Consider the following 19,007-nt stretch of genomic DNA (forward strand, 5'->3'; position numbering starts at 1 on the left):
AACCACCACGTGAACCCCCGCACCGACGACCTCGCCGTGAATCCCGGCACCGACCCCGCCGTGAACCCGGGCGCGAACCCCGGCATGAATCCCGAGAGGTCGTCCGGCACGAACTCCGGGGTGGGCCGCGCCGTGAACCCCGCCCTGAACCCCGCCGTGGACCCCGACATGAACGAGGTGGTCGGCCGCGACGACCTGCTCCTCGTCACCCTCGACACGCTGCGGTACGACGTGGCCGCCGAACTCGCCGCGCAGGGGCGGCTGCCGAACCTCGCGCGGCACCTGCCCGGCGGCGTCTGGGAGCGGCGGCACGCCCCCGGCAGCTTCACCTACGCCTCCCACCAGGCGATGTTCGCCGGCTTCCTGCCCACCCCGGCCACGCCCGGGCCGCACCCGCGGCTGTTCGCCGCCCGCTTCGCGGGCAGCGAGAGCACCGCGGCGGGCACCTGGGTCTTCGACACCCCCGACCTCGTCGGCGGCTTGGCGAAGGCCGGCTACCACACGGCCTGCATCGGCGGCGTCGGCTTCTTCAACCGGCGCGGCGCCCTCGGCAGCGTGCTGCCCGGACTCTTCGCCGAGAGCCACTGGGAGCCCGGCTTCGGCGTCACCTCGCCCACCTCCTTCGAGGAGCAGGTGCGCCGGGCCGAGCAGGTGGTGGCCGCGCTCCCCGCCGGGCGGCGGCTCTTCCTCTTCGTCAACGTCTCCGCGCTCCACCAGCCCAACTGGTTCCACCTGCCCGGCGCCACCAAGGAGGCCGGCGACAGCCGCGAGACCCACGCGGCCGCCCTGGAGTACGTCGACCGCCACATCGGCCGGCTGTTCGCGGCCGCGAGCGCCCGGCGCCGCTGCTTCGCCGTCGTCTGCTCCGACCACGGCACGGCCTACGGCGACGACGGCTTCACCGGCCACCGCATCGGCCACGAGGCGGTGTGGACCGTGCCCTACGCCCACTTCTTCCTGGACCACGGGGAGCCCACCACATGACCACCGCACCCCTCCCCATACCGACGCCTCCGGCGGCGCCGACGCCCGCCGCGGCTCCTCGACCGGCCCCGGCGGTGCTTCCGTCGGACCCCACCGCCGCCGTCCGCCCGTACCAGGACTACGTCTACGCCTATCCGCACAAGACCGCCTACCGCCCGCTGCCCGGCCGCCCCGCGCTGCGGGAGATCTGGCGGGCCGAGCCCAAGGACGCCCTCGCGCTCTACCTGCACATCCCCTTCTGCGAGGTGCGCTGCGGCTTCTGCAACCTCTTCACCCGCGTCGGCGCCCCCGGCGATCTCACCACCCGCTACCTCGACGCCCTGGACCGGCAGGCCGCCGCCGTCCGCGACGCGCTCGGCGACGAGCAGCCGGTCCGCTTCGCCGCGGCCGCCTTCGGCGGCGGCACCCCGACCTTCCTGGAAGCGGCCGAGTTGGAGCGGCTGTGCGACATCGCCGAGCACCGCATGGGCGCCCCGCTCGGCACCGTGCCGCTCTCCGTGGAGGCGTCGCCGGCCACCGCCACCGCCGACCGGCTCGCTGTCCTCGCCGCCCGCGGGGCCACCCGGATCAGCCTGGGCGTGCAGAGCTTCGCCGAGGACGAGGCCCGCGCGGCGGTGCGCCCGCAGCGCCGGGCCGACGTCGAGGCCGCGCTCGGCCGCATCCGCGCGACCGGCGTCCCGGTGCTCAACATCGACCTCATCTACGGCATCGACGGCCAGACCCCGGCGAGTTGGCGCGCCTCCCTGGACGCCGCGCTCGCCTGGGAGCCGGAGGAGCTGTACCTGTACCCGCTCTACGTGCGCCCGCTGACCGGGCTGTCCGGCCGGACCGCGGTGGACGACCCGGCCTGGGACGCCCAGCGCCTGGCCCTGTACCGGCAGGGCCGCGACCACCTGCTGGAGCGCGGCTACACGCAGACCTCGATGCGGATGTTCCGCCGCGCCGGCGCCGCCGCCCAGGGCCCGGACGACCACGCCTGCCAGACCGACGGCATGATCGGCCTCGGCTGCGGCGCCCGCTCCTACACCGCGGGCCTGCACTACTCCTTCGACTACGCGGTCGGCATGCCGCAGGTGCGGGCGATCATCGACGACTACACCGCGACCCGGGACTTCTCCACCGCCCGGCACGGCCGCCGGATCGACGCGGACGAGGCCCGCAGGCGGCACCTGCTGCAGTCCCTGCTCCAGGCCGAGGGGCTGGCCACCGCCGAGTACCGGGCCCGCTTCGGCACCGAGCCGCAGGCCGACTTCCCCGCCGCGCTCGCCGCCTTCGCCGCCCGCGGCTGGCTGGACGAGGCGGCGGCCCCGGACCGGCTGCGGCTCGGACCGGAGGGCCTCGCGCACTCCGACGCGGTCGGCCCGGCCCTGTTCTCGGCGAAGGTCCGCGCCGACATGGCCGCCTACGAGACCCGGTGACGGCGGTGGACCTCACACTGCTCTACCGCGGCCCGCTCGCCTCCTGCGACTACGACTGCCCCTACTGCCCGTTCGCCAAGCGCCGCGACACCCCCGCCCAACTGCGCGCCGACCGGGCCGCCCTGGAGCGGTTCACCGACTGGGCGGCCGCGCAGCAGGACTCCCTGGCGGTGCTCTTCACGCCCTGGGGCGAGGGGCTGACCCGGTCCTGGTACCGGGAGGCGATCGTGCGGCTGTCCCATATGCCGCACGTGCGCCGGGTGGCGATCCAGACCAACCTCGGCGGCCGCACCTCCTGGCTCGCCGCGGCCGACCGGGACACAGCGGCCCTGTGGTGCACCTTCCACCCGGGCCAGACCCCGTACGAGCGGTTCCTGGCCCGCACCCGCGAACTGGACGCGATGGGGGTGCGCTTCAGCGTCGGCGTCGTCGGGCTGCCCGAACACCTGGACGCCGCCCGCCGGCTGCGCGCCGACCTGCCCGAGCGGCACTACCTGTGGGTGAACGCGGCCGAGGGCCGCACCTACACCGACGCAGAGGCCGCGCCCTGGACCGACCTCGACCCGCTCTTCCCCTTCAGCCGCCACCCGCACCGCTCGGCGGGCCTGCCCTGCCGCACCGGCGAGTCGGTGGTCTCGGTCGACGGCGAGGGCACGGTGCGCCGCTGCCACTTCGTCCGCGAGCCCCTGGGCAACCTCTACGACGGCTCCTACCGCGCGGCCCTGACCCCGCGCCCCTGCCCGCTCGCGGTGTGCGACTGCCACATCGGCTACGTCCACCTGGAGTCGCTGCCGCTCTACGACGTCTTCGCCGGCGGCGTCCTCGAACGCGTCCCCGCCACCCTGCCGGCCACCCTGCCCTCCGTAGTGCCCGGTGTGGTGTCCGGCGCGGTCCCCGGCACGCGCGCGCCGCTGCCGCTCACGGCGGTGCCCGGGAGGCTGTCCGGTACGGTGTCCGAGGGGTGAGACGGGCGCCCTGTCGGGCCCGTATGCATTTGTTTTGACCCCAGCCGATGCGGTAGGTACGCTCTCATCTTGTGCCTGGGGTGTGCCCGGGTCCTTGTGCGTGCCATGCGACCGTACAGGGGTACCGAGGCCGCGACACCCGTCCAACGCACCTCTTCCGGACCTTCGGATACGTGCGGGGTCCGCGACACACCCGACCGCGTGGGTCGGTCCCCAGGTTAGAAGTATCGAGATCGGCACACAGAAACCGGAGAAACGGTGCCTACGATCCAGCAGCTGGTCCGCAAGGGCCGGCAGGACAAGGTCGAGAAGAACAAGACGCCCGCGCTCAAGGGGTCCCCCCAGCGCCGCGGCGTCTGCACGCGCGTCTACACGACCACCCCGAAGAAGCCGAACTCGGCGCTCCGTAAGGTCGCGCGTGTGCGTCTGACCAGCGGTATCGAGGTCACCGCCTACATCCCGGGCGAGGGTCACAACCTCCAGGAGCACTCCATCGTGCTGGTCCGCGGCGGTCGTGTGAAGGACCTGCCGGGTGTTCGGTACAAGATCATCCGGGGTTCGCTCGACACGCAGGGCGTCAAGAACCGTAAGCAGGCCCGCAGCCGCTACGGCGCCAAGAAGGAGAAGTAAGCATGCCTCGTAAGGGCCCCGCCCCGAAGCGCCCGGTCATCATCGACCCGGTTTACGGCTCCCCGCTGGTGACGTCGCTGGTCAACAAGATCCTGCTGCACGGCAAGCGCTCCACCGCCGAGCGCATCGTGTACGGCGCGCTGGAGGGCCTTCGTGAGAAGGCCGGCGCCGACCCGGTGATCACCCTCAAGCGCGCCCTGGAGAACATCAAGCCGACCCTGGAGGTCAAGTCCCGCCGCGTCGGTGGTGCGACCTACCAGGTCCCGGTCGAGGTCCGGCCGGGCCGCCAGAACACGCTGGCGCTGCGCTGGCTGGTCGGGTACTCCCGCGCCCGCCGCGAGAAGACCATGACCGAGCGCCTGATGAACGAGATCCTCGACGCCAGCAACGGTCTGGGCGCCTCCGTGAAGCGCCGCGAGGACACGCACAAGATGGCCGAGTCCAACAAGGCCTTCGCGCACTACCGCTGGTAGTCGTACCACCCCATCGAACCGAGAGAAGACTGAGCCACATGGCCACCACTTCGCTTGACCTGGCCAGGGTCCGCAACATCGGGATCATGGCCCACATCGACGCGGGCAAGACGACGACCACCGAGCGGATCCTGTTCTACACCGGTGTCTCGTACAAGATCGGCGAGGTCCACGACGGCGCTGCCACGATGGACTGGATGGAGCAGGAGCAGGAGCGCGGCATCACCATCACGTCCGCCGCGACGACCTGTCACTGGCCGCTCGATGAGGTCGACCACACCATCAACATCATCGACACCCCGGGCCACGTCGACTTCACCGTCGAGGTGGAGCGCTCGCTGCGCGTCCTGGACGGCGCGGTCACCGTGTTCGACGGTGTCGCCGGTGTGGAGCCGCAGTCCGAGACGGTCTGGCGCCAGGCCGACCGCTACGGCGTGCCCCGCATCTGCTTCGTCAACAAGCTCGACCGGACCGGCGCCGAGTTCCACCGCTGCGTCGACATGATCGTGGACCGCCTCGGCGCGACCCCGCTCGTGATGCAGCTGCCGATCGGTGCCGAGGCCGACTTCAAGGGCGTCGTCGACCTGGTCCGGATGAAGGCCCTGGTGTGGTCGCCGGAGGCGACCAAGGGCGAGATGTACGACACCGTCGACATCCCGGCCACCCACACCGAGGCCGCCGACGAGTGGCGCGGCAAGCTGCTGGAGGCCGTCGCCGAGAACGACGACGAGATGATGGAGCTGTACCTGGAGGGCAACGAGCCCTCCGAGGAGCAGCTGTACGCGGCGATCCGCCGCATCACCATCAACTCCGGCAAGGGCGGCGGCACCACCGTCACCCCCGTCTTCTGCGGCACCGCGTTCAAGAACAAGGGCGTGCAGCCCCTGCTCGACGCGGTCGTGCGCTACCTGCCGTCCCCGGTCGACATCGAGGCCATCGAGGGCCACGCGGTCGGCAACGCCGAGGAGGTCGTCAAGCGCCGCCCGTCCGAGGACGAGCCGCTGTCCGCCCTGGCGTTCAAGATCATGAGCGACCCGCACCTGGGCAAGCTCACCTTCGTCCGGATCTACTCCGGGCGCCTGGAGTCGGGTTCGTCGGTGCTGAACTCGGTGAAGGGCAAGAAGGAGCGGATCGGCAAGATCTACCGCATGCACGCCAACAAGCGTGAGGAGATCGACGCCGTGGGCGCCGGCGACATCGTCGCCGTCATGGGCCTGAAGCAGACCACCACCGGTGAGACGCTCTGCGACGACAAGAACCCGGTCATCCTGGAGTCGATGGACTTCCCGGCGCCGGTCATCCAGGTCGCGATCGAGCCCAAGTCCAAGGGCGACCAGGAGAAGCTGGGTGTCGCCATCCAGCGGCTCGCGGAGGAGGACCCCTCCTTCCAGGTCCACTCGGACGAGGAGACCGGCCAGACCATCATCGGCGGCATGGGCGAACTGCACCTCGAGGTGCTGGTCGACCGGATGCGGCGCGAGTTCAAGGTCGAGGCCAACGTCGGCAAGCCGCAGGTCGCGTACCGCGAGACGATCCGCAAGTCGGTCGAGAAGGTCGACTACACCCACAAGAAGCAGACCGGTGGCACCGGGCAGTTCGCCAAGGTGCAGATCTCGGTCGAGCCGCTCGAGGGTGGCGACGCCTCGTACGAGTTCGTCAACCAGGTCACCGGTGGCCGCATCCCGCGCGAGTACATCCCGTCGGTGGACGCCGGTGCGCAGGAGGCCATGAAGTTCGGCATCCTCGCCGGCTACGAGATGGTCGGCGTGCGGGTGATCCTGCTCGACGGTGCCTACCACGAGGTCGACTCCTCCGAGCTCGCCTTCAAGATCGCCGGTTCGCAGGCGTTCAAGGAGGCGGCCCGCAAGGCGAGCCCCGTGCTTCTCGAGCCGATGATGGCCGTCGAGGTCACCACGCCCGAGGACTACATGGGTGACGTCATCGGCGACCTCAACTCCCGCCGTGGCCAGATCCAGGCCATGGAGGAGCGCAGCGGTGCCCGGGTCGTCAAGGGCCTGGTCCCGCTCTCGGAGATGTTCGGCTACGTCGGTGACCTGCGGTCGAAGACCTCGGGCCGGGCCAGCTACTCCATGCAGTTCGACTCCTACGCCGAGGTTCCGCGGAACGTCGCCGAGGAGATCATCGCGAAGGCCAAGGGCGAGTAACTCGCCGTAGGCTTGAATCCAGCAAAGATCACCTGGCGCCGATGAAGCAAGGCGTACAGATCCACTTCCAGGAGGACCCCAGTGGCGAAGGCGAAGTTCGAGCGGACTAAGCCGCACGTCAACATCGGCACCATCGGTCACATCGACCACGGTAAGACGACCCTTACCGCGGCGATCACCAAGGTGCTGCACGACGCGTACCCGGACCTGAACGAGGCTTCGGCCTTCGACCAGATCGACAAGGCTCCCGAGGAGCGCCAGCGCGGTATCACCATCTCGATCGCGCACGTCGAGTACCAGACCGAGTCGCGTCACTACGCCCACGTCGACTGCCCCGGTCACGCGGACTACATCAAGAACATGATCACCGGTGCGGCGCAGATGGACGGCGCCATCCTGGTGGTCGCCGCCACCGACGGCCCGATGCCGCAGACCAAGGAGCACGTGCTCCTGGCCCGCCAGGTCGGCGTCCCGTACATCGTCGTCGCCCTGAACAAGGCCGACATGGTGGACGACGAGGAGATCCTGGAGCTCGTCGAGCTCGAGGTCCGTGAGCTGCTCTCCGAGTACGAGTTCCCGGGCGACGACCTGCCGGTCGTGCGCGTCTCCGCGCTCAAGGCCCTCGAGGGCGACAAGGAGTGGGGCGAGAAGCTCCTCGGTCTCATGAAGGCCGTGGACGAGGCCATCCCCACCCCCGAGCGCGACGTCGACAAGCCGTTCCTGATGCCGATCGAGGACGTCTTCACGATCACCGGTCGTGGCACCGTCGTCACCGGTCGTATCGAGCGCGGTGTGCTCAAGGTCAACGAGACCGTGGACATCATCGGCATCAAGCCGGAGAAGACCTCCACCACGGTCACCGGCATCGAGATGTTCCGCAAGCTGCTCGACGAGGGTCAGGCCGGTGAGAACGTCGGTCTGCTGCTCCGCGGCATCAAGCGCGAGGACGTCGAGCGCGGCCAGGTCATCATCAAGCCGGGCACGGTCACCCCGCACACCGAGTTCGAGGCGCAGGCGTACATCCTGTCCAAGGACGAGGGCGGCCGCCACACGCCGTTCTTCAACAACTACCGCCCGCAGTTCTACTTCCGTACCACGGACGTGACCGGCGTGGTGTCCCTCCCCGAGGGCACCGAGATGGTCATGCCGGGCGACAACACCGCCATGACGGTCCAGCTGATCCAGCCGGTCGCCATGGAGGAGGGCCTGAAGTTCGCCATCCGCGAGGGTGGCCGTACCGTCGGCGCCGGCCAGGTCACCAAGATCAACAAGTGACCTCCGCCCGCGGCGGGCTCACGCCGTAGAAGGTGCCCCGTTCCCCCTGTGGGAGCGGGGCACTTTCGCGTCTGCGGGGCCTTGCAGCCGGTGGGTGCGCGGGTGTTCGTGGGGTGTGGGTGGGGTGCGGGCGCTGTGTGTGACGAGGGGGGTGAGGGGTGGGACTTGTGTGACGGGTGAGCGGGCAGCGGCTACACCGTGATGTCTAGCCGGAGTCGAGGTCGCGGCCCCACAATGCAGCGCGCCGTCCCGGCCGACCGCCGGGACGCGACAAATCCGCAGCTCACACGCACATGGAGGACTCATGCAGTTCCGCATCCTGGGCACGGTGGGAGTGGTTGTCGACGGCAGGCTCCACCCGGTGCCGGGGCTCCGCCAGCGCAGCCTGCTGGCGAGCCTGCTGCTGCAGGCGCCCGGCGTGGTCCCGGTCCAGCAGCTCTTCACGGAGCTGTGGGGCGAGAATCCACCAACGGCGGTGGAGAACGCGCTGCAGGCGCACGTGTCGCGGCTGCGACGCACGCTCACCAAGGCGGCCGGCCGCGAGGCGGGGGCGAGAGCGCTGGTCACGCACGCGGCCGGGTACAGCGTGGACGTGGTCCCCGAGGACATCGACCTCACCCGCTTCCGCAGCGGCATCCGGCAGTCGCACCGGTTGATGGAGGAGAACGACCTGACGGGCGCGCGCCAGCTCCTGGAGGGCGCGCTGGCGCTGTGGCAGGGCACCCCGCTGGGTGACGCCGCGATCGGGCCGCTGTGCGCGAGCGCGGCCACCCAGATCGAGGAGGAGTACCTCTCGGCTCTGGAGGACGCCTACTACCTGCGGATACGCTCCGGCGAGCCGGTCCGGGTGGTCGGCGACCTGAAGCGGATGACCATCGCGCACCCGTGGCGGGAACGGATCACCGAGCTGCTGATGGTGGCGCTCTACCAGAGCGGGCGGCAGGCCGAGGCGGTCGGCGTCTACAACGCGGCCCGGCGCAGGCTGGTCGACGAACTCGGCATGGAGCCCTCGCCGAAGCTGCGCCAGCTCTTCCGGCAGATGCTCAACCAGGACCCGGGCCTGCACCGCTCGGGCGCGCTGCTCCGGCAGCTCGCCTGAGCCCGGCCGGCAGGGCCCGGCTCGTGTCCGCGTGTGCGGGACCGGCCCGGAGGACGCTTCCCGTGACGGGCGTCCCCGGGCCGGTCGTCTTGTGCGGGCGGCTCCCGGGCGGGTGCGGCGCCGCTGCCCGAGGGAGGCCAATGCCCGGCCCGTCGTCCGCCGATGGCGTCCCCGGGCCGGGCCTGCTGCGGTCGTGCGCGCTCAGTCCTGGGCCGTGCCGCCGCCCGGCAGCAGCCGGCGGAAGCCGGTGTAGGGCACCAGCGCCTGCGGCAGCAGCACCGAGCCGTCCTCCTGCTGCCCCTGCTCCAGCAGCGCCGCGACCGTGCGGCCGATCGGCAGCGCCGAACCGTTGAGCGTGGCCGCCGGGCTCTTGCCGCCGCCCGCGGTGCGGTAGCGGATACCGGCCCGCCGGCCCTGGAAGGTGCCGCAGTCGGAGACCGAGGAGACCTCGCGGTAGGAGCCGCCGCCGGGCAGCCACACCTCCACGTCGTAGGTCATCCGGGCCGAGAAGCCCATGTCGCCGGCCGGCAGCAGCACCACCCGGTAGGAGAGTTCGAGCCGCCGCAGGCACTCCTCGACCTGGCCGAGCATCAGCTGCAGCTGCTCCTGGGCGTCCTCGGCGCGGCAGATCCGCACCAGCTCCACCTTCTCGAACTGGTGCAGCCGCAGGATGCCGCGGGTGTCGCGGCCGTAGGAGCCGGCCTCGGCCCGGTAGCAGGGGGTGCGGGCGGTCATCGCCAGCGGCAGCTCCCGCTCGTCGAGCAGTTCGCCGGCCGCGAGGTTGGTCAGCGGCACCTCGGCGGTCGGGATGAGGAACAGCTCGCGGCCGGCCGCGGAGGTGGCGAACAGGTCCTCCTCGAACTTGGGCAGCTGCCCGGTGCCGGTCATCGTCTCCCGGCTGACCAGGTGCGGCACCGCGTACTCGGTGTAGCCGTGCTCGCCGGTGTGCAGGTCCAGCAGGAAGTCGGCGAGCGCCCGCTCCAGGCGGGCGCCCGGGCCGCGGCTGACGGCGAACCGGGCGCCGGAGAGCTTGGCCGCCCGCCCGGCGTCCAGGATGCCCAACTGCTCGCCGATCTCGGAGTGGTGGCGGCCCAGACCCGGTCCGGTTCCGCGCTGCGGGCCCACCCGGCGCACCTCCACGGCCTGCTTCTCGCTGTCGCCATCGGGCACCTCGTCCAGCGGCAGGTTGGGCACGGCCAGCAGCAGCCGCTCCAGCGCGGCCTCGGCCTCGCGGGCCTGCGCCTCGGCCCGCTGCACCTCCTCGCGCAGCCGGCGGCCGCGCTCGCGGGGGTCCTCGCCGCCGTCCTGCCCGGCCGCTTCTTTCGAACGCCCGCCCCGGGAGGCGGACTTCAGCTCCGCCCGCAGCCGGTTCACGGTCTCCAGGCCGGCCAGCCGTGCCTGCCGGGCGTCCCGCAGCGCGTCCACGTCGAGCGGGAACCTGCGCCGGGCCAGCCTGCGGACGGCCGCTGCCTCGTCCTCCAGCAGCTCGCGTACGTCGTGCACGTCGTCTCCTCCTCCATCGTGCCGGGGTGGTGCCGGGGTGGTACGGGTGACGCCGGGTCGGGCCGGGGTCCGACCGCAGTCCAATCGGGGTCCGGCCCGGGTCCGGCCGGGGCCGTGCCGGGCCGAAGTCGCGGTGGTGCGTGGTGCGGTGCACGACCGGGCCCGGCTCGGGCCCGGTCGTGCGGGGTCGCCGTGCGGCGGCTCGGTGGTGCGGTCGCGGGATCAGGCCGCCTCGCCGACGGCGGAGGGGGACTGGACCGGCTCCGCGCCCTGCGGCGCCGGGGCGGGCGGCAGGTGGGCGGCGGCCAGGGCGCGGTACTGCCCGGGGTGCGCGGACCGCATCCGCACCGCCCACAGCACGCCGAGGACGAACACCACCGGGATGACCCACGGCAGTTGGGCCACCACACCACCGCTGGCGCCGGTCAGCACATCGAAGTTGCCGACCACCAGCCAGACGGTGACCACGAGCCCGGCGAAGCCCAGCAGCGGTGCCAGGACGCCCTGCCACCAGGGCAGCCGCACGCCCTTGCGCTGCACGCCGAGCGACGACAGGGCGGCCAGCGCCTGGAGGACGACGATGCCGAGCGTGCCCAGGCCGAGCATGCTCGTGGTCATGTTCGCGTACGGGTCCAGGCCGCCGGCCGCGAAGCCGACCACCGCGGCCGCGCTGATCACGACCTGCACCATGCTCGCCCGGTGCGGCGAGGCGTACTTCGGGTGCAGCCGGCCCAGCCGGCGCGGCAGCAGGCCGTCGTCGGCGAGCACCGCCGTGTACCGGTTGGCCGCGCTGTGCAGCGCCAGGGTGGCGGCGAACAGGCTGGTGCAGAGCATGATCTGCAGCACGGTGCTGCCGGCCCTGCCGAGGTAGTCGTCGCCGATGGTGAAGAAGAGGTCGCCCAGTTGGGAGCCGGCCGTCGCGCGCACCTTGCCCGCGCCGAGCGCGCCCACCGCCTCCCAGCTGGTCAGTGCGTAGAACCCGGCGATCAGCACGGCCGCGATGTACGTGGCCCGCGGGACACTGCGCTTGGGGTCCTTGGCCTCCTTGCCGTACAGCGCCGCCGACTCGAAGCCGATGAAGGAGACGAAGGCGAACATCAGCGAGACGCCGACGCCGTGGCCGGTGGCCACGTGCCAGGAGAACGAGGTGCCCGGCAGCGCGTGGATGCCGTGCCGGATCAGCACCGCCACGTCCAGGGCGGCCAGGATGCCGATCTCGCCGAGCATCAGCACCATCAGCACCCGCGCGCTGATCGCGATGTCGCGGTAGCCGAGGACGGCGACGGCGGCCAGGCCGACCGCGCAGCACCACTCCCAGGAGATGTGCATCCCGTGGTCGGCGAGCACCAGGCTGGTGAAGTAGCCGAGCGCGCCCACCAGTCCGATGGTCGCGCAGTTGTAGGACACCACCGCGGTGTATCCGCCGCCGACCGCGGTCGGGCGGCCCAGGCCGTCGGCGATGGAGGCGTAGAAGCCGCCGGAACCGCCGGTGCGGCGGGCGCTGATCGCGTAACCGACCGAGAAGCACAGCAGGGTGACGCCGGCGAAGGCGAAGGCGGCGGGCACGCCGGCGCCGGTGCCGATGGCGAAGGCCAGCGGGACGGTGCCGACCATCGCGGACAGCGGCGCCGCCGCGGCGACGATCATGAAGACGATGTAGCTGGCGGTCAGGGTTCTCTGCGGGGTGGCCGCGGACCCGTGCGGGGCCGCGGGAGGGATGCCGGCAGTCATGGCGTGCTCCTGGGATCGTCGTCGGCGGTGGAAGGGGGACCCCGGGCCGTGTGACGGACCCCGGGGCCGGACCGCAGGCGCGGGCTGCGGGGACAGGAATGGAAAAGAGGTGACAAAAGGGGGGATGGGAAGCAGGTCGGAGGGGGACACGTACCGGACGGGAACGGGACACCGAGCGGTCCCGGGCGGGCGGTTCAGGCGGCGGCGATGGCCAGGACGGCGTTCTGGCCGCCGAAGCCCATGGAGTTGCTGAGGGCCAGGTCGACACGGGTGGCGGTGGCCGTGGCGGCGACCTTGATCTCGCAGGCGGGGTCGGGGACGGTGAGGTTGGCGGTGGGCGGCACCAGCTGCTGCTCCAGGCTGAGCACGGTGAACGCGGCCTCCACCGCGCCCCCGGCGCCCAGCAGGTGGCCGGTGACGCCCTTGGTCGAGGTGACCAGCGGGTCGCCGGTCAGCACCCGGCGCACCACCTTGGCCTCGGCGAGGTCGTTGAGCCGGGTGGCGGTGCCGTGCGCGTTGACGTGCTGGACGTCCGCGGGCCCGGCGCCGGCGTCGGCGAGGGCGGCGCGCATCGCGGCCTCCAGGCCGAGCCCCTCGGGGTGCGGCGAGGTGATGTGGTGGGCGTCGGCGGAGGCCCCGTAGCCGGCGACGCGGGCCCGTACCCGGGCGCCGCGGGCCCGGGCGTCCGCGGCCCGCTCCAGGACCAGCACGCCCGCGCCCTCCCCGGCCACGAATCCGTCGCGCTCCACCTCGAACGGGCGGGACGCGCCGGCCGGGTCGTCCTCGCGGCGGGAGAGCGTGCCCATCCGCGCGAAGCCGGCCATCACCAGCGGGGTGATCATGGCCTCGCTGCCGCCGGCCACCACGATGTCGCAGCGGTCGAGCAGCAGCAGGTCCCGGGCGGCGCCGATGGCGCTGGTGCCCGACGCGCAGGCGGTGGCCACCACGAGGTTCGGCCCCGTGGCGCCCAGTTCGATGGCGGTCTGCCCGGCGAGCATGTTGGGCAGCTGCATCGGCAGCAGCAGCGGGGAGACCCGGTCCGCGGAGTGCTCGAGCAGCACCCGGTGCTGCTGCTCCACCGTGCCGGGCCCGCCGTCGGCGCAGCCGAGCACGACGCCCACCCGGGCGCCGTCCCAGGTCGCCGGGTCCAGCCCGGCGTCGGCGACCGCCTCGCGGGCGGCGACCAGGGCGAACTGCGTGAACCTGTCGAGCCGGTGGGCCCGGCGGGCGCCGAGCAGCGCGTCGGCGTCCCAGCCGGGCACCCGGCAGGAGATCCGCACCGGGTTGCCGGCCAGCAGGGGGTCCTCGGCCGCCGGGGAGCGGCCGGCCAGCACCCCCTGCCAGCTGGCCGCGGTGCCGGTCCCGGCCGGGGTGACCAGGCCGAGACCGGTGACGGCGATGTCGGTTCCGGCCATCAGACCCGCGCGCTCCGCTCCTCGATCAGGGCCACGATGTCGCCGACGGTCGCCAGCTCCAGCAGCTCGTCGTCGGAGACGGTCACGCCGAGCTCGGTCTCCAGCACCAGGGACAGCTCGACGATGGCCAGCGAGTCCAGCTCGATGTCCTGCGGGGTGGCCTCGGGCGTGACCTGCTCGGGCGCCACCTTGAGCTTGTTGACCAGGATTTCCTTCAGCGTCTCGAACATGGTGGGTCCTTCCGTCTGTCGCGTGCGGGTGGATTCGGACGAGGGGCGCGGGTAGGACAGGTGGGACAGGTGATACGGGCCGGTCGTGGGCCGGCGGTCGGCGGGTACGTCCACTTCTGCCGTGCCGTCAGAGCGCGGGCCAGGTGACGGTGGCGGCGCCCCAGGCGAGGCCGCCGCCGAACGCGGTCATCAGCACCCGGTCGCCGGCCACCAGCGAGCCCTCCTCGCTCGCCTGGGCGAGCAGCAGCGGGATCGAGGCGCCGCCGGTGTTGCCGACCCGCTCGATGTTGGACAGCTGCCGCTCGGGCTCGATGCCGAGCCGCTCGGCGACCGCGGTCAGGATGCGGGCGTTGGCCTGGTGCGCGGCGAACCGGTCGACCTGGTGCGGCTGCCAGCCGGCCGCGGCCAGCGACCGCAGCGAGGTCTCGGTCATCCGCTCCACCGCCTGCCGGTAGGTGGCGCGGCCGTTCATCTTGAAGAACTCCTCGCCGGGTGCGGCCGGCACCCCCGACGAGCGCTGCCGGGAGCCACCGGCCGGCACGCCGATCAGGTCGCTGTTCTCGCCGTCGCTGCCCAGCACGATGGGGCCCACCGCGCCCGGCTCGCGCGGCGAGCCGGCCCGCAGCACCACCGCGCCGGCGCCGTCGGCGAAGATCACCGCGGTGCCGCGGTCCTGCGGGTCGATGATCGTGGTGAAGGCGTCGGCGGCGATCACCAGCACCCGCTCCGCGATGCCGCCGGCGATCAGGCCGGAGCCGGCCGCCAGCGCGTAGAGGAAGCCGGTGCACACCGCCGCCACGTCGAAGGCGGGCACGCCGCTCAGCCCCAGCCGGGTGGCGACCGCCGGCGCGGTGGCCGGGCAGATGTGGTCCGGGGTGGTGGTGGCCAGCACCACGGCGTCCACCTGCGAGTCGTCGGCGGACTTCAGCGCCCGCCGGCCGGCCTCCACCGCCAGGTCGGAGGTGGCGGTGCCGGGCGAGACGACATGCCGGGTGGCGATGCCGGTGCGGGTGCGGATCCACTCGTCGGAGGTGTCCAGCCGGGCCACCAGGTCCTCGTTGGTGACCAGGTTCGGCGGCACGTAGCCGCCGACGCCGGCCACCACCGCCGCCCGCCCGGGGGCGGGCGCGGCGGGCAGCGGCGCTGCGGGGAACGCCGTCACGGGGTCTCACTCCGCTCCAGCACCTCGACCGGCAGGCCCATGTAGGCCATCCGGCTCGCGGCCATCTCGTCGGTCCACTGCTCGGCCATGTCGTAACGCTGGTCGGGGGTGGTGTCGAGCAGCCGCACGCCCGGCCAGACCTCGTAGTCACCGATCAGGTGGGCCTGCTCGTGCATGCCCTGCTGGAACAGCTCCTCGCGGTGGATGACGTAGGGGCGGTCGGGCACCCGGTCCCACAGCTCGGTGCCGGCCCGCAGGATCTCCAGCAGCCGCGGCCGGTACTCCGGGTGGTCGCGGACGTGGTCGCGCAGGATCGTGCTCGCCACGGTCAGGTGCCGGATCTCGTCGATCGCGGTGCCGCGGGAGATCTCCCGGGTGGCCTCAGACAGCGGGGTCCACTTGCGCTCGCTCAGCTCGGCGGCCGGGGCGAGCACCCCCTCGATGACGATGGCGAAGACGGCCACGCCGCCGGCGAAGTCGCCCTGGTCGCGGATGATCTCCAGGGTGAAGTCCTCCACCGGCTGCAGCACCTCCCGGCGGTAGTCGGCGGCCATGTGGTCGATGTCGGCCAGCAGCGTCTTCTCCGGCAGGCCGAGTTCGACCAGGTGGTTGCGGAACACCCGGGCGTGCCGGGCCTCGTCGATCAGCTGGGTCGCGTAGAACTCCATCTGCGGGATGCCGGGGGCCCGCGAGACGTACTCGCCCAGCAGCCGGGTGGCGATCTCCTCCGACAGGGCGCGGAACCCGAACTCCAGCACCAGGGCCTCGCGCAGCGGGCCCGGCTCGGTGAGGAACTCCGGCACGTCGGCCCGGTCGTGGTGGCCGGAGACGCCGCGGTCCTTCAGCGTGCCCTGGGCGACCTCGGTGATCCAGTACGCCAGGTTGCACCGCTCGGGGCCCAGGGCCAGCTCCTTTGCCCCGTCGAGCAGGCCGGGAGCGGTCTCCCAGTCGGCCTCCTGCGCTGTGGGTCGCGCCTTGGGTGCGGTGGTCATGACGGCACGGTCTCCTTGAGGTCGAAGGGCCGGTCCTCGCTCTCGGCGACCGGGATGAGGGTCCCGGCGAACATGTCGCCGGAGTAGCTGATCAGCGGGTCGCCGTCGGCGGCGACGGCGTTGACCACCGCGCCGAGCAGCACCTCGTGGTCGCCGACGGTGAAGGAGCCGACGACCCGGCAGTCGTAGTGCGCGAGGGCGCCGACGAACAGCGGCGCGTGCGCGTACGGCGACGGCCGCCACTCGATACCGGCGAACTGGCCGGGGCCGTCCGGGCGGGAGCTCTCGGCGAACCAGCGGGCCAGCCGGCCCTGCTGGCCGCTGAGCACGTTGACCGCGAACCGGCCCTCGGCGACGGCGAGCGCGGCCAGCACCGAGCCGGACTTCAGGCAGGCGCCGAGCACCTGCGGACGGCGCGAGATACGGGTGACCGTGGACACGGTGGTGCCGTGCCGGCGGCCGTCGTGCTCGGCGGTGAGCACCGAGACGGGCGAGGCGAGCGCGCGCAGGGCGCGGTTGTGCTCGTTCCAGCGGCTGCGCAGGGCGATGCCGGTCATCGGGCCGCCCCCCGTCCGGCCGCGACGGTCTGCGAGACGCCCTCGGCGGCCGGGCGGGCGGCCGGGATGTGGCCGACCGGCGCCGGGTGGCCGGGCTCGGTGGGGTGACCCACCGGCTTGGGGTGCTTGAGGCCCAGGTCGTCCAGCAGCCGCAGGTAGCCGGGCTGGCGCACCGGCTCGAAGGGCAGCGCGAAGGATTTCATGAAGTTGCCGAACAGGCCGCGGTCGCCGAACAGGTGGAACGGCAGCAGCAGCAGCGCCCACTCGGGCTTGACCAGCCAGCACCACAGCGCGGCGACGGCGCCCTGGGCGATCAGGCTGTGCATGACGTTGTAGGCGACGTAGTAGCCCTTGTGGATCGGCTGCCCGCCGGAGCGGCGGAAGGCGATCGCGCCGGGGATGTAGCCGATCAGGTCGATGTAGAGGAACAGCGCCACGGCCACCGGCCACCGGATGTCGGTGGCGTGGGCGATGATCAGCCCGGTGCTCACCGCGAGGCCGACGAGGTACTCGGCGCGGTGCAGGGAGTAGGTTCTCGGGGTCTCGAAGGGGTTTGCCTGGTCCACGGCGGGACCCTCCCGTCAGCTCGCGGTGGGCGCGGCGGCGGCCGCCGCGTCCAGGTCGATGTCGGTGTCGAGGATGGTGGTGCCGGGGAAGAAGCCGGTGACGGCCCAGGCGATCGTCTCCCTGATGACGCGCTCGGCGATCGGGTCGAGGATGCTGGCCAGGCTCGGGATGCCGAAGTCGAAGTCGGCGCTGAAGACCACGGAGACGTCCGGGCCCTGCTGGCTGAGCGACCACACGCCCTCGAAGCTGTCGAAGTCGCCGTCGGTCTGCTCGAACCGGATCTGGAGCAGGTCCGGCAGGAAGGTGTCCTCCTCGGTCCAGCGCAGCAGGCCGCTGCGGAAGTGCAGCTCCCAGCTGGAGCTGCCGACCGGCTCGGGCAGCGTGGCGTGCACCTCGGTGGCCCGTACGTGCGGGGCGAGTTCGGGGTAGCGCTCCCAGCGCGGGACGGTCGCGAAGACCTCCTCGGCGGAGGTGAGGCGGACCAGGGCGTGGAGTTCGACGTGTCGCATGGTCAGTTGCCGCCTTCGGGCATCGTGGCCGAGTGTCGGACGAGGTCGACGGTGGCCTTGTCGAAGGAGTCGAGCAGGAACTCGACATCCGCGTCGGTGAGGATCGCGGGCGGGGTGAACCGCACCACGGAGGAGCCGTTCATCGAGTGGTTGGCGACGACGCCGTGGTTGAACAGCTCGATGAGGAGTTCGCCGGCCAGCCCGGGCTCCACGAGCTGGACGCCGATCAGCAGGCCCTGGCCGCGGACCTCCATGACCAGGTCGGGGATGTTGCGCTGGGCGATCTCGGTGATCCGCGGCAGCAGCCGGGCACCGAGGTCGCGGGAGCGGGCGACCAGGTCCTCCTCGCGCATGGCCCGCACGGTGCCCTGCACGGCGGCCATCAGCACCGGCTGGCCGGAGAAGGTCGCGGTGTGCACGTAGGGGTCCTTGTCGAACGGCCGGAACGCCTTGCGGGTGGCCACCGCGGCCGACACCGGCAGCACGCCACCGCCGAGCGCCTTGCCGGCCAGCAGCACATCGGGCGTGACGCCCTCGAAGTCCAGGCCCCACCACTCGCCGAGCCGGCCGAAGCCGGTCTGCACCTCGTCGAGGATCAGGAAGCCGTCGAACTCCCGGACCAGTTCCTCGACCTGCTTCAGGTAGCCCTTGGGGGGGATGATCACGCCGCCCTCGCCCTGCACCGGCTCCAGGATCACGGCGACCTCGCCGGGGTGGGCGGACAGCTCGGCGCGCAGGGCATCGACGTCGCCGAACGGCAGGTGCAGCACATCGGGGATGAGCGGGCGGAAGGGCGCCTGGTAGACGTCCTTGGCGGTGGCCGACAGGGCGCCCAGGGTCTTGCCGTGGTAGCCGCCCTTCATGGAGACCGTGCGCTTGCGGCCGTTCGCGCGGGCGAGCTTCAGGCCGGTCTCCACCGCCTCGGCGCCGGACAGGGCGAAGTGCACCCGGTCCAGGCCCTCGGGGGCGACCGAGACCAGCGCCTCGGCGGCGCGGGCCACGGTGGGCTCCAGCAGGATGCGGGTGGAGGTCGGGTGGGTGTCCAGCTGGCGGCGGACCTCCTCCATCACGATCGGGTGGCGGGCGCCCATGATGAACACCCCGTAGCCGCCGGCGTTCAGGAACCGCTCGCCGTCGCTGGTGGTCAGCCAGGCGCCCTCGGAGGCCACCTCCATGTGGCTGCCGAAGAGTTCGGCGAGGGTGGCCCGGCCCTTGCTCAGGTGGGCCCGGTAGAGCCGGAGGGTCTCCGCCTCCAGGTCGACCGGGTTCTCGGTCACGGTCATGTCGGATGGCTCTCGCTTTCGAATCCGGTGGAGCGGTACGGGGCTCGGC

18 protein-coding genes are annotated in these 19,007 nt (G+C 72.3%); 8 read left to right on the forward strand and 10 right to left on the reverse strand.

Annotated elements, in window-relative coordinates; all coding sequences use genetic code 11:
• The first annotated feature begins 168 nt into the window (after positions 1 to 168).
• From BLR33_RS20835 to BLR33_RS20870, 8 genes are all read left to right on the forward strand, one after another.
• Entirely contained in the window at positions 169 to 984 is an 816-nt protein-coding gene (locus BLR33_RS20835) for an STM4013/SEN3800 family hydrolase (protein WP_176930372.1), read from the forward strand.
• Entirely contained in the window at positions 981 to 2,402 is a 1,422-nt protein-coding gene (locus BLR33_RS20840) for an STM4012 family radical SAM protein (protein ID WP_093786069.1), read from the forward strand. The genes BLR33_RS20835 and BLR33_RS20840 overlap by 4 nt, the downstream gene beginning before the upstream one ends.
• A 5-nt stretch (positions 2,403 to 2,407) precedes the next feature.
• Positions 2,408 to 3,367 (forward strand): STM4011 family radical SAM protein, encoded by a 960-nt coding sequence (locus BLR33_RS20845; RefSeq protein ID WP_093786257.1) that lies wholly within the window; start codon positions 2,408 to 2,410, stop codon positions 3,365 to 3,367.
• Positions 3,368 to 3,625: 258 nt separating this feature from the next.
• A complete protein-coding gene (gene rpsL, locus BLR33_RS20850; protein ID WP_014144289.1) occupies positions 3,626 to 3,997 on the forward strand; it encodes a 30S ribosomal protein S12 in 372 nt (123 codons plus the stop codon).
• A gap of 2 nt (positions 3,998 to 3,999) precedes the next feature.
• Positions 4,000 to 4,470 (forward strand): 30S ribosomal protein S7, encoded by a 471-nt coding sequence (gene rpsG, locus BLR33_RS20855; protein ID WP_033177779.1) that lies wholly within the window; start codon positions 4,000 to 4,002, stop codon positions 4,468 to 4,470.
• Between the two features lie 38 nt (positions 4,471 to 4,508).
• A complete protein-coding gene (gene fusA / locus BLR33_RS20860) occupies positions 4,509 to 6,635 on the forward strand; it encodes an elongation factor G (RefSeq protein ID WP_093786070.1) in 2,127 nt (708 codons plus the stop codon).
• A gap of 81 nt (positions 6,636 to 6,716) precedes the next feature.
• Positions 6,717 to 7,910, forward strand: a complete 1,194-nt coding sequence (gene tuf, locus BLR33_RS20865) for an elongation factor Tu (protein WP_093786071.1) — start codon at positions 6,717 to 6,719, stop codon at positions 7,908 to 7,910.
• A gap of 304 nt (positions 7,911 to 8,214) precedes the next feature.
• Entirely contained in the window at positions 8,215 to 9,009 is a 795-nt protein-coding gene (locus BLR33_RS20870) for an AfsR/SARP family transcriptional regulator (protein WP_093786072.1), read from the forward strand.
• Positions 9,010 to 9,210: 201 nt separating this feature from the next.
• Here the strand turns inward: BLR33_RS20870 and serS are convergent, their stop codons facing one another.
• The 10 genes from serS to BLR33_RS20920 all read right to left on the reverse strand — a co-directional run bounded on the left by serS (position 9,211) and on the right by BLR33_RS20920 (position 18,958).
• Positions 9,211 to 10,512 (reverse strand): serine--tRNA ligase, encoded by a 1,302-nt coding sequence (serS, locus tag BLR33_RS20875; protein WP_093786073.1) that lies wholly within the window; start codon positions 10,510 to 10,512, stop codon positions 9,211 to 9,213.
• A 222-nt stretch (positions 10,513 to 10,734) separates the two neighbouring features.
• Positions 10,735 to 12,243 carry an APC family permease gene (locus BLR33_RS20880; RefSeq protein ID WP_093786074.1) on the reverse strand — a complete coding sequence of 503 codons (1,509 nt, stop codon included), beginning with the start codon at positions 12,241 to 12,243 and terminating at the stop codon, positions 10,735 to 10,737.
• A gap of 194 nt (positions 12,244 to 12,437) precedes the next feature.
• Positions 12,438 to 13,658, reverse strand: coding sequence for a beta-ketoacyl-[acyl-carrier-protein] synthase family protein (locus BLR33_RS20885; RefSeq protein ID WP_093786075.1), 1,221 nt, complete (start codon positions 13,656 to 13,658; stop codon positions 12,438 to 12,440).
• The gene (locus BLR33_RS20890; RefSeq protein WP_093786076.1) at positions 13,658 to 13,888 is read right to left on the reverse strand and encodes an acyl carrier protein; all 231 of its coding nucleotides are present in this window, start codon (positions 13,886 to 13,888) and stop codon (positions 13,658 to 13,660) included. The genes BLR33_RS20885 and BLR33_RS20890 overlap by 1 nt, the downstream gene beginning before the upstream one ends.
• A gap of 127 nt (positions 13,889 to 14,015) precedes the next feature.
• Positions 14,016 to 15,050, reverse strand: a complete 1,035-nt coding sequence (locus BLR33_RS20895; protein ID WP_245771549.1) for a beta-ketoacyl-ACP synthase III — start codon at positions 15,048 to 15,050, stop codon at positions 14,016 to 14,018.
• Positions 15,047 to 16,042 carry a ferritin family protein gene (locus tag BLR33_RS20900; protein ID WP_093786077.1) on the reverse strand — a complete coding sequence of 332 codons (996 nt, stop codon included), beginning with the start codon at positions 16,040 to 16,042 and terminating at the stop codon, positions 15,047 to 15,049. The genes BLR33_RS20895 and BLR33_RS20900 overlap by 4 nt, the downstream gene beginning before the upstream one ends.
• Complete coding sequence (locus tag BLR33_RS20905) at positions 16,039 to 16,599, reverse strand: flavin reductase family protein (RefSeq protein ID WP_093786078.1); 561 nt, start codon at positions 16,597 to 16,599, stop codon at positions 16,039 to 16,041. Before BLR33_RS20905 ends, BLR33_RS20900 begins: the two co-directional genes overlap by 4 nt.
• Positions 16,596 to 17,165, reverse strand: coding sequence for a hypothetical protein (locus BLR33_RS20910; protein ID WP_093786079.1), 570 nt, complete (start codon positions 17,163 to 17,165; stop codon positions 16,596 to 16,598). The genes BLR33_RS20905 and BLR33_RS20910 overlap by 4 nt, the downstream gene beginning before the upstream one ends.
• A 15-nt stretch (positions 17,166 to 17,180) precedes the next feature.
• Positions 17,181 to 17,675 carry a type II toxin-antitoxin system RatA family toxin gene (locus BLR33_RS20915; protein WP_093786080.1) on the reverse strand — a complete coding sequence of 165 codons (495 nt, stop codon included), beginning with the start codon at positions 17,673 to 17,675 and terminating at the stop codon, positions 17,181 to 17,183.
• Positions 17,676 to 17,677: 2 nt separating this feature from the next.
• On the reverse strand, positions 17,678 to 18,958 hold the full coding sequence (locus tag BLR33_RS20920; protein WP_093786081.1) for an aspartate aminotransferase family protein: 1,281 nt from the start codon (positions 18,956 to 18,958) through the stop codon (positions 17,678 to 17,680).
• Positions 18,959 to 19,007 lie beyond the last annotated feature (49 nt).

Source organism: Actinacidiphila guanduensis (assembly GCF_900103985.1).
Classification (GTDB): Bacteria; Actinomycetota; Actinomycetes; order Streptomycetales; family Streptomycetaceae; genus Actinacidiphila; species Actinacidiphila guanduensis.

Coding starts and splice junctions, on each gene's coding strand:
- fusA (WP_093786070.1), top strand. CDS start 4,509: ATGGCCACCACTTCGCTTGACCTGGCCAGGGTCCGCAACATCGGGATC.
- BLR33_RS20920 (WP_093786081.1), bottom strand. CDS start 18,958: ATGACCGTGACCGAGAACCCGGTCGACCTGGAGGCGGAGACCCTCCGG.
- BLR33_RS20835 (WP_176930372.1), top strand. CDS start 169: ATGAACGAGGTGGTCGGCCGCGACGACCTGCTCCTCGTCACCCTCGAC.
- BLR33_RS20870 (WP_093786072.1), top strand. CDS start 8,215: ATGCAGTTCCGCATCCTGGGCACGGTGGGAGTGGTTGTCGACGGCAGG.
- BLR33_RS20900 (WP_093786077.1), bottom strand. CDS start 16,042: ATGACCACCGCACCCAAGGCGCGACCCACAGCGCAGGAGGCCGACTGG.
- BLR33_RS20905 (WP_093786078.1), bottom strand. CDS start 16,599: ATGACCGGCATCGCCCTGCGCAGCCGCTGGAACGAGCACAACCGCGCC.
- BLR33_RS20880 (WP_093786074.1), bottom strand. CDS start 12,243: ATGACTGCCGGCATCCCTCCCGCGGCCCCGCACGGGTCCGCGGCCACC.
- BLR33_RS20885 (WP_093786075.1), bottom strand. CDS start 13,658: ATGGCCGGAACCGACATCGCCGTCACCGGTCTCGGCCTGGTCACCCCG.
- BLR33_RS20915 (WP_093786080.1), bottom strand. CDS start 17,675: ATGCGACACGTCGAACTCCACGCCCTGGTCCGCCTCACCTCCGCCGAG.
- BLR33_RS20840 (WP_093786069.1), top strand. CDS start 981: ATGACCACCGCACCCCTCCCCATACCGACGCCTCCGGCGGCGCCGACG.
- BLR33_RS20890 (WP_093786076.1), bottom strand. CDS start 13,888: ATGTTCGAGACGCTGAAGGAAATCCTGGTCAACAAGCTCAAGGTGGCG.
- rpsG (WP_033177779.1), top strand. CDS start 4,000: ATGCCTCGTAAGGGCCCCGCCCCGAAGCGCCCGGTCATCATCGACCCG.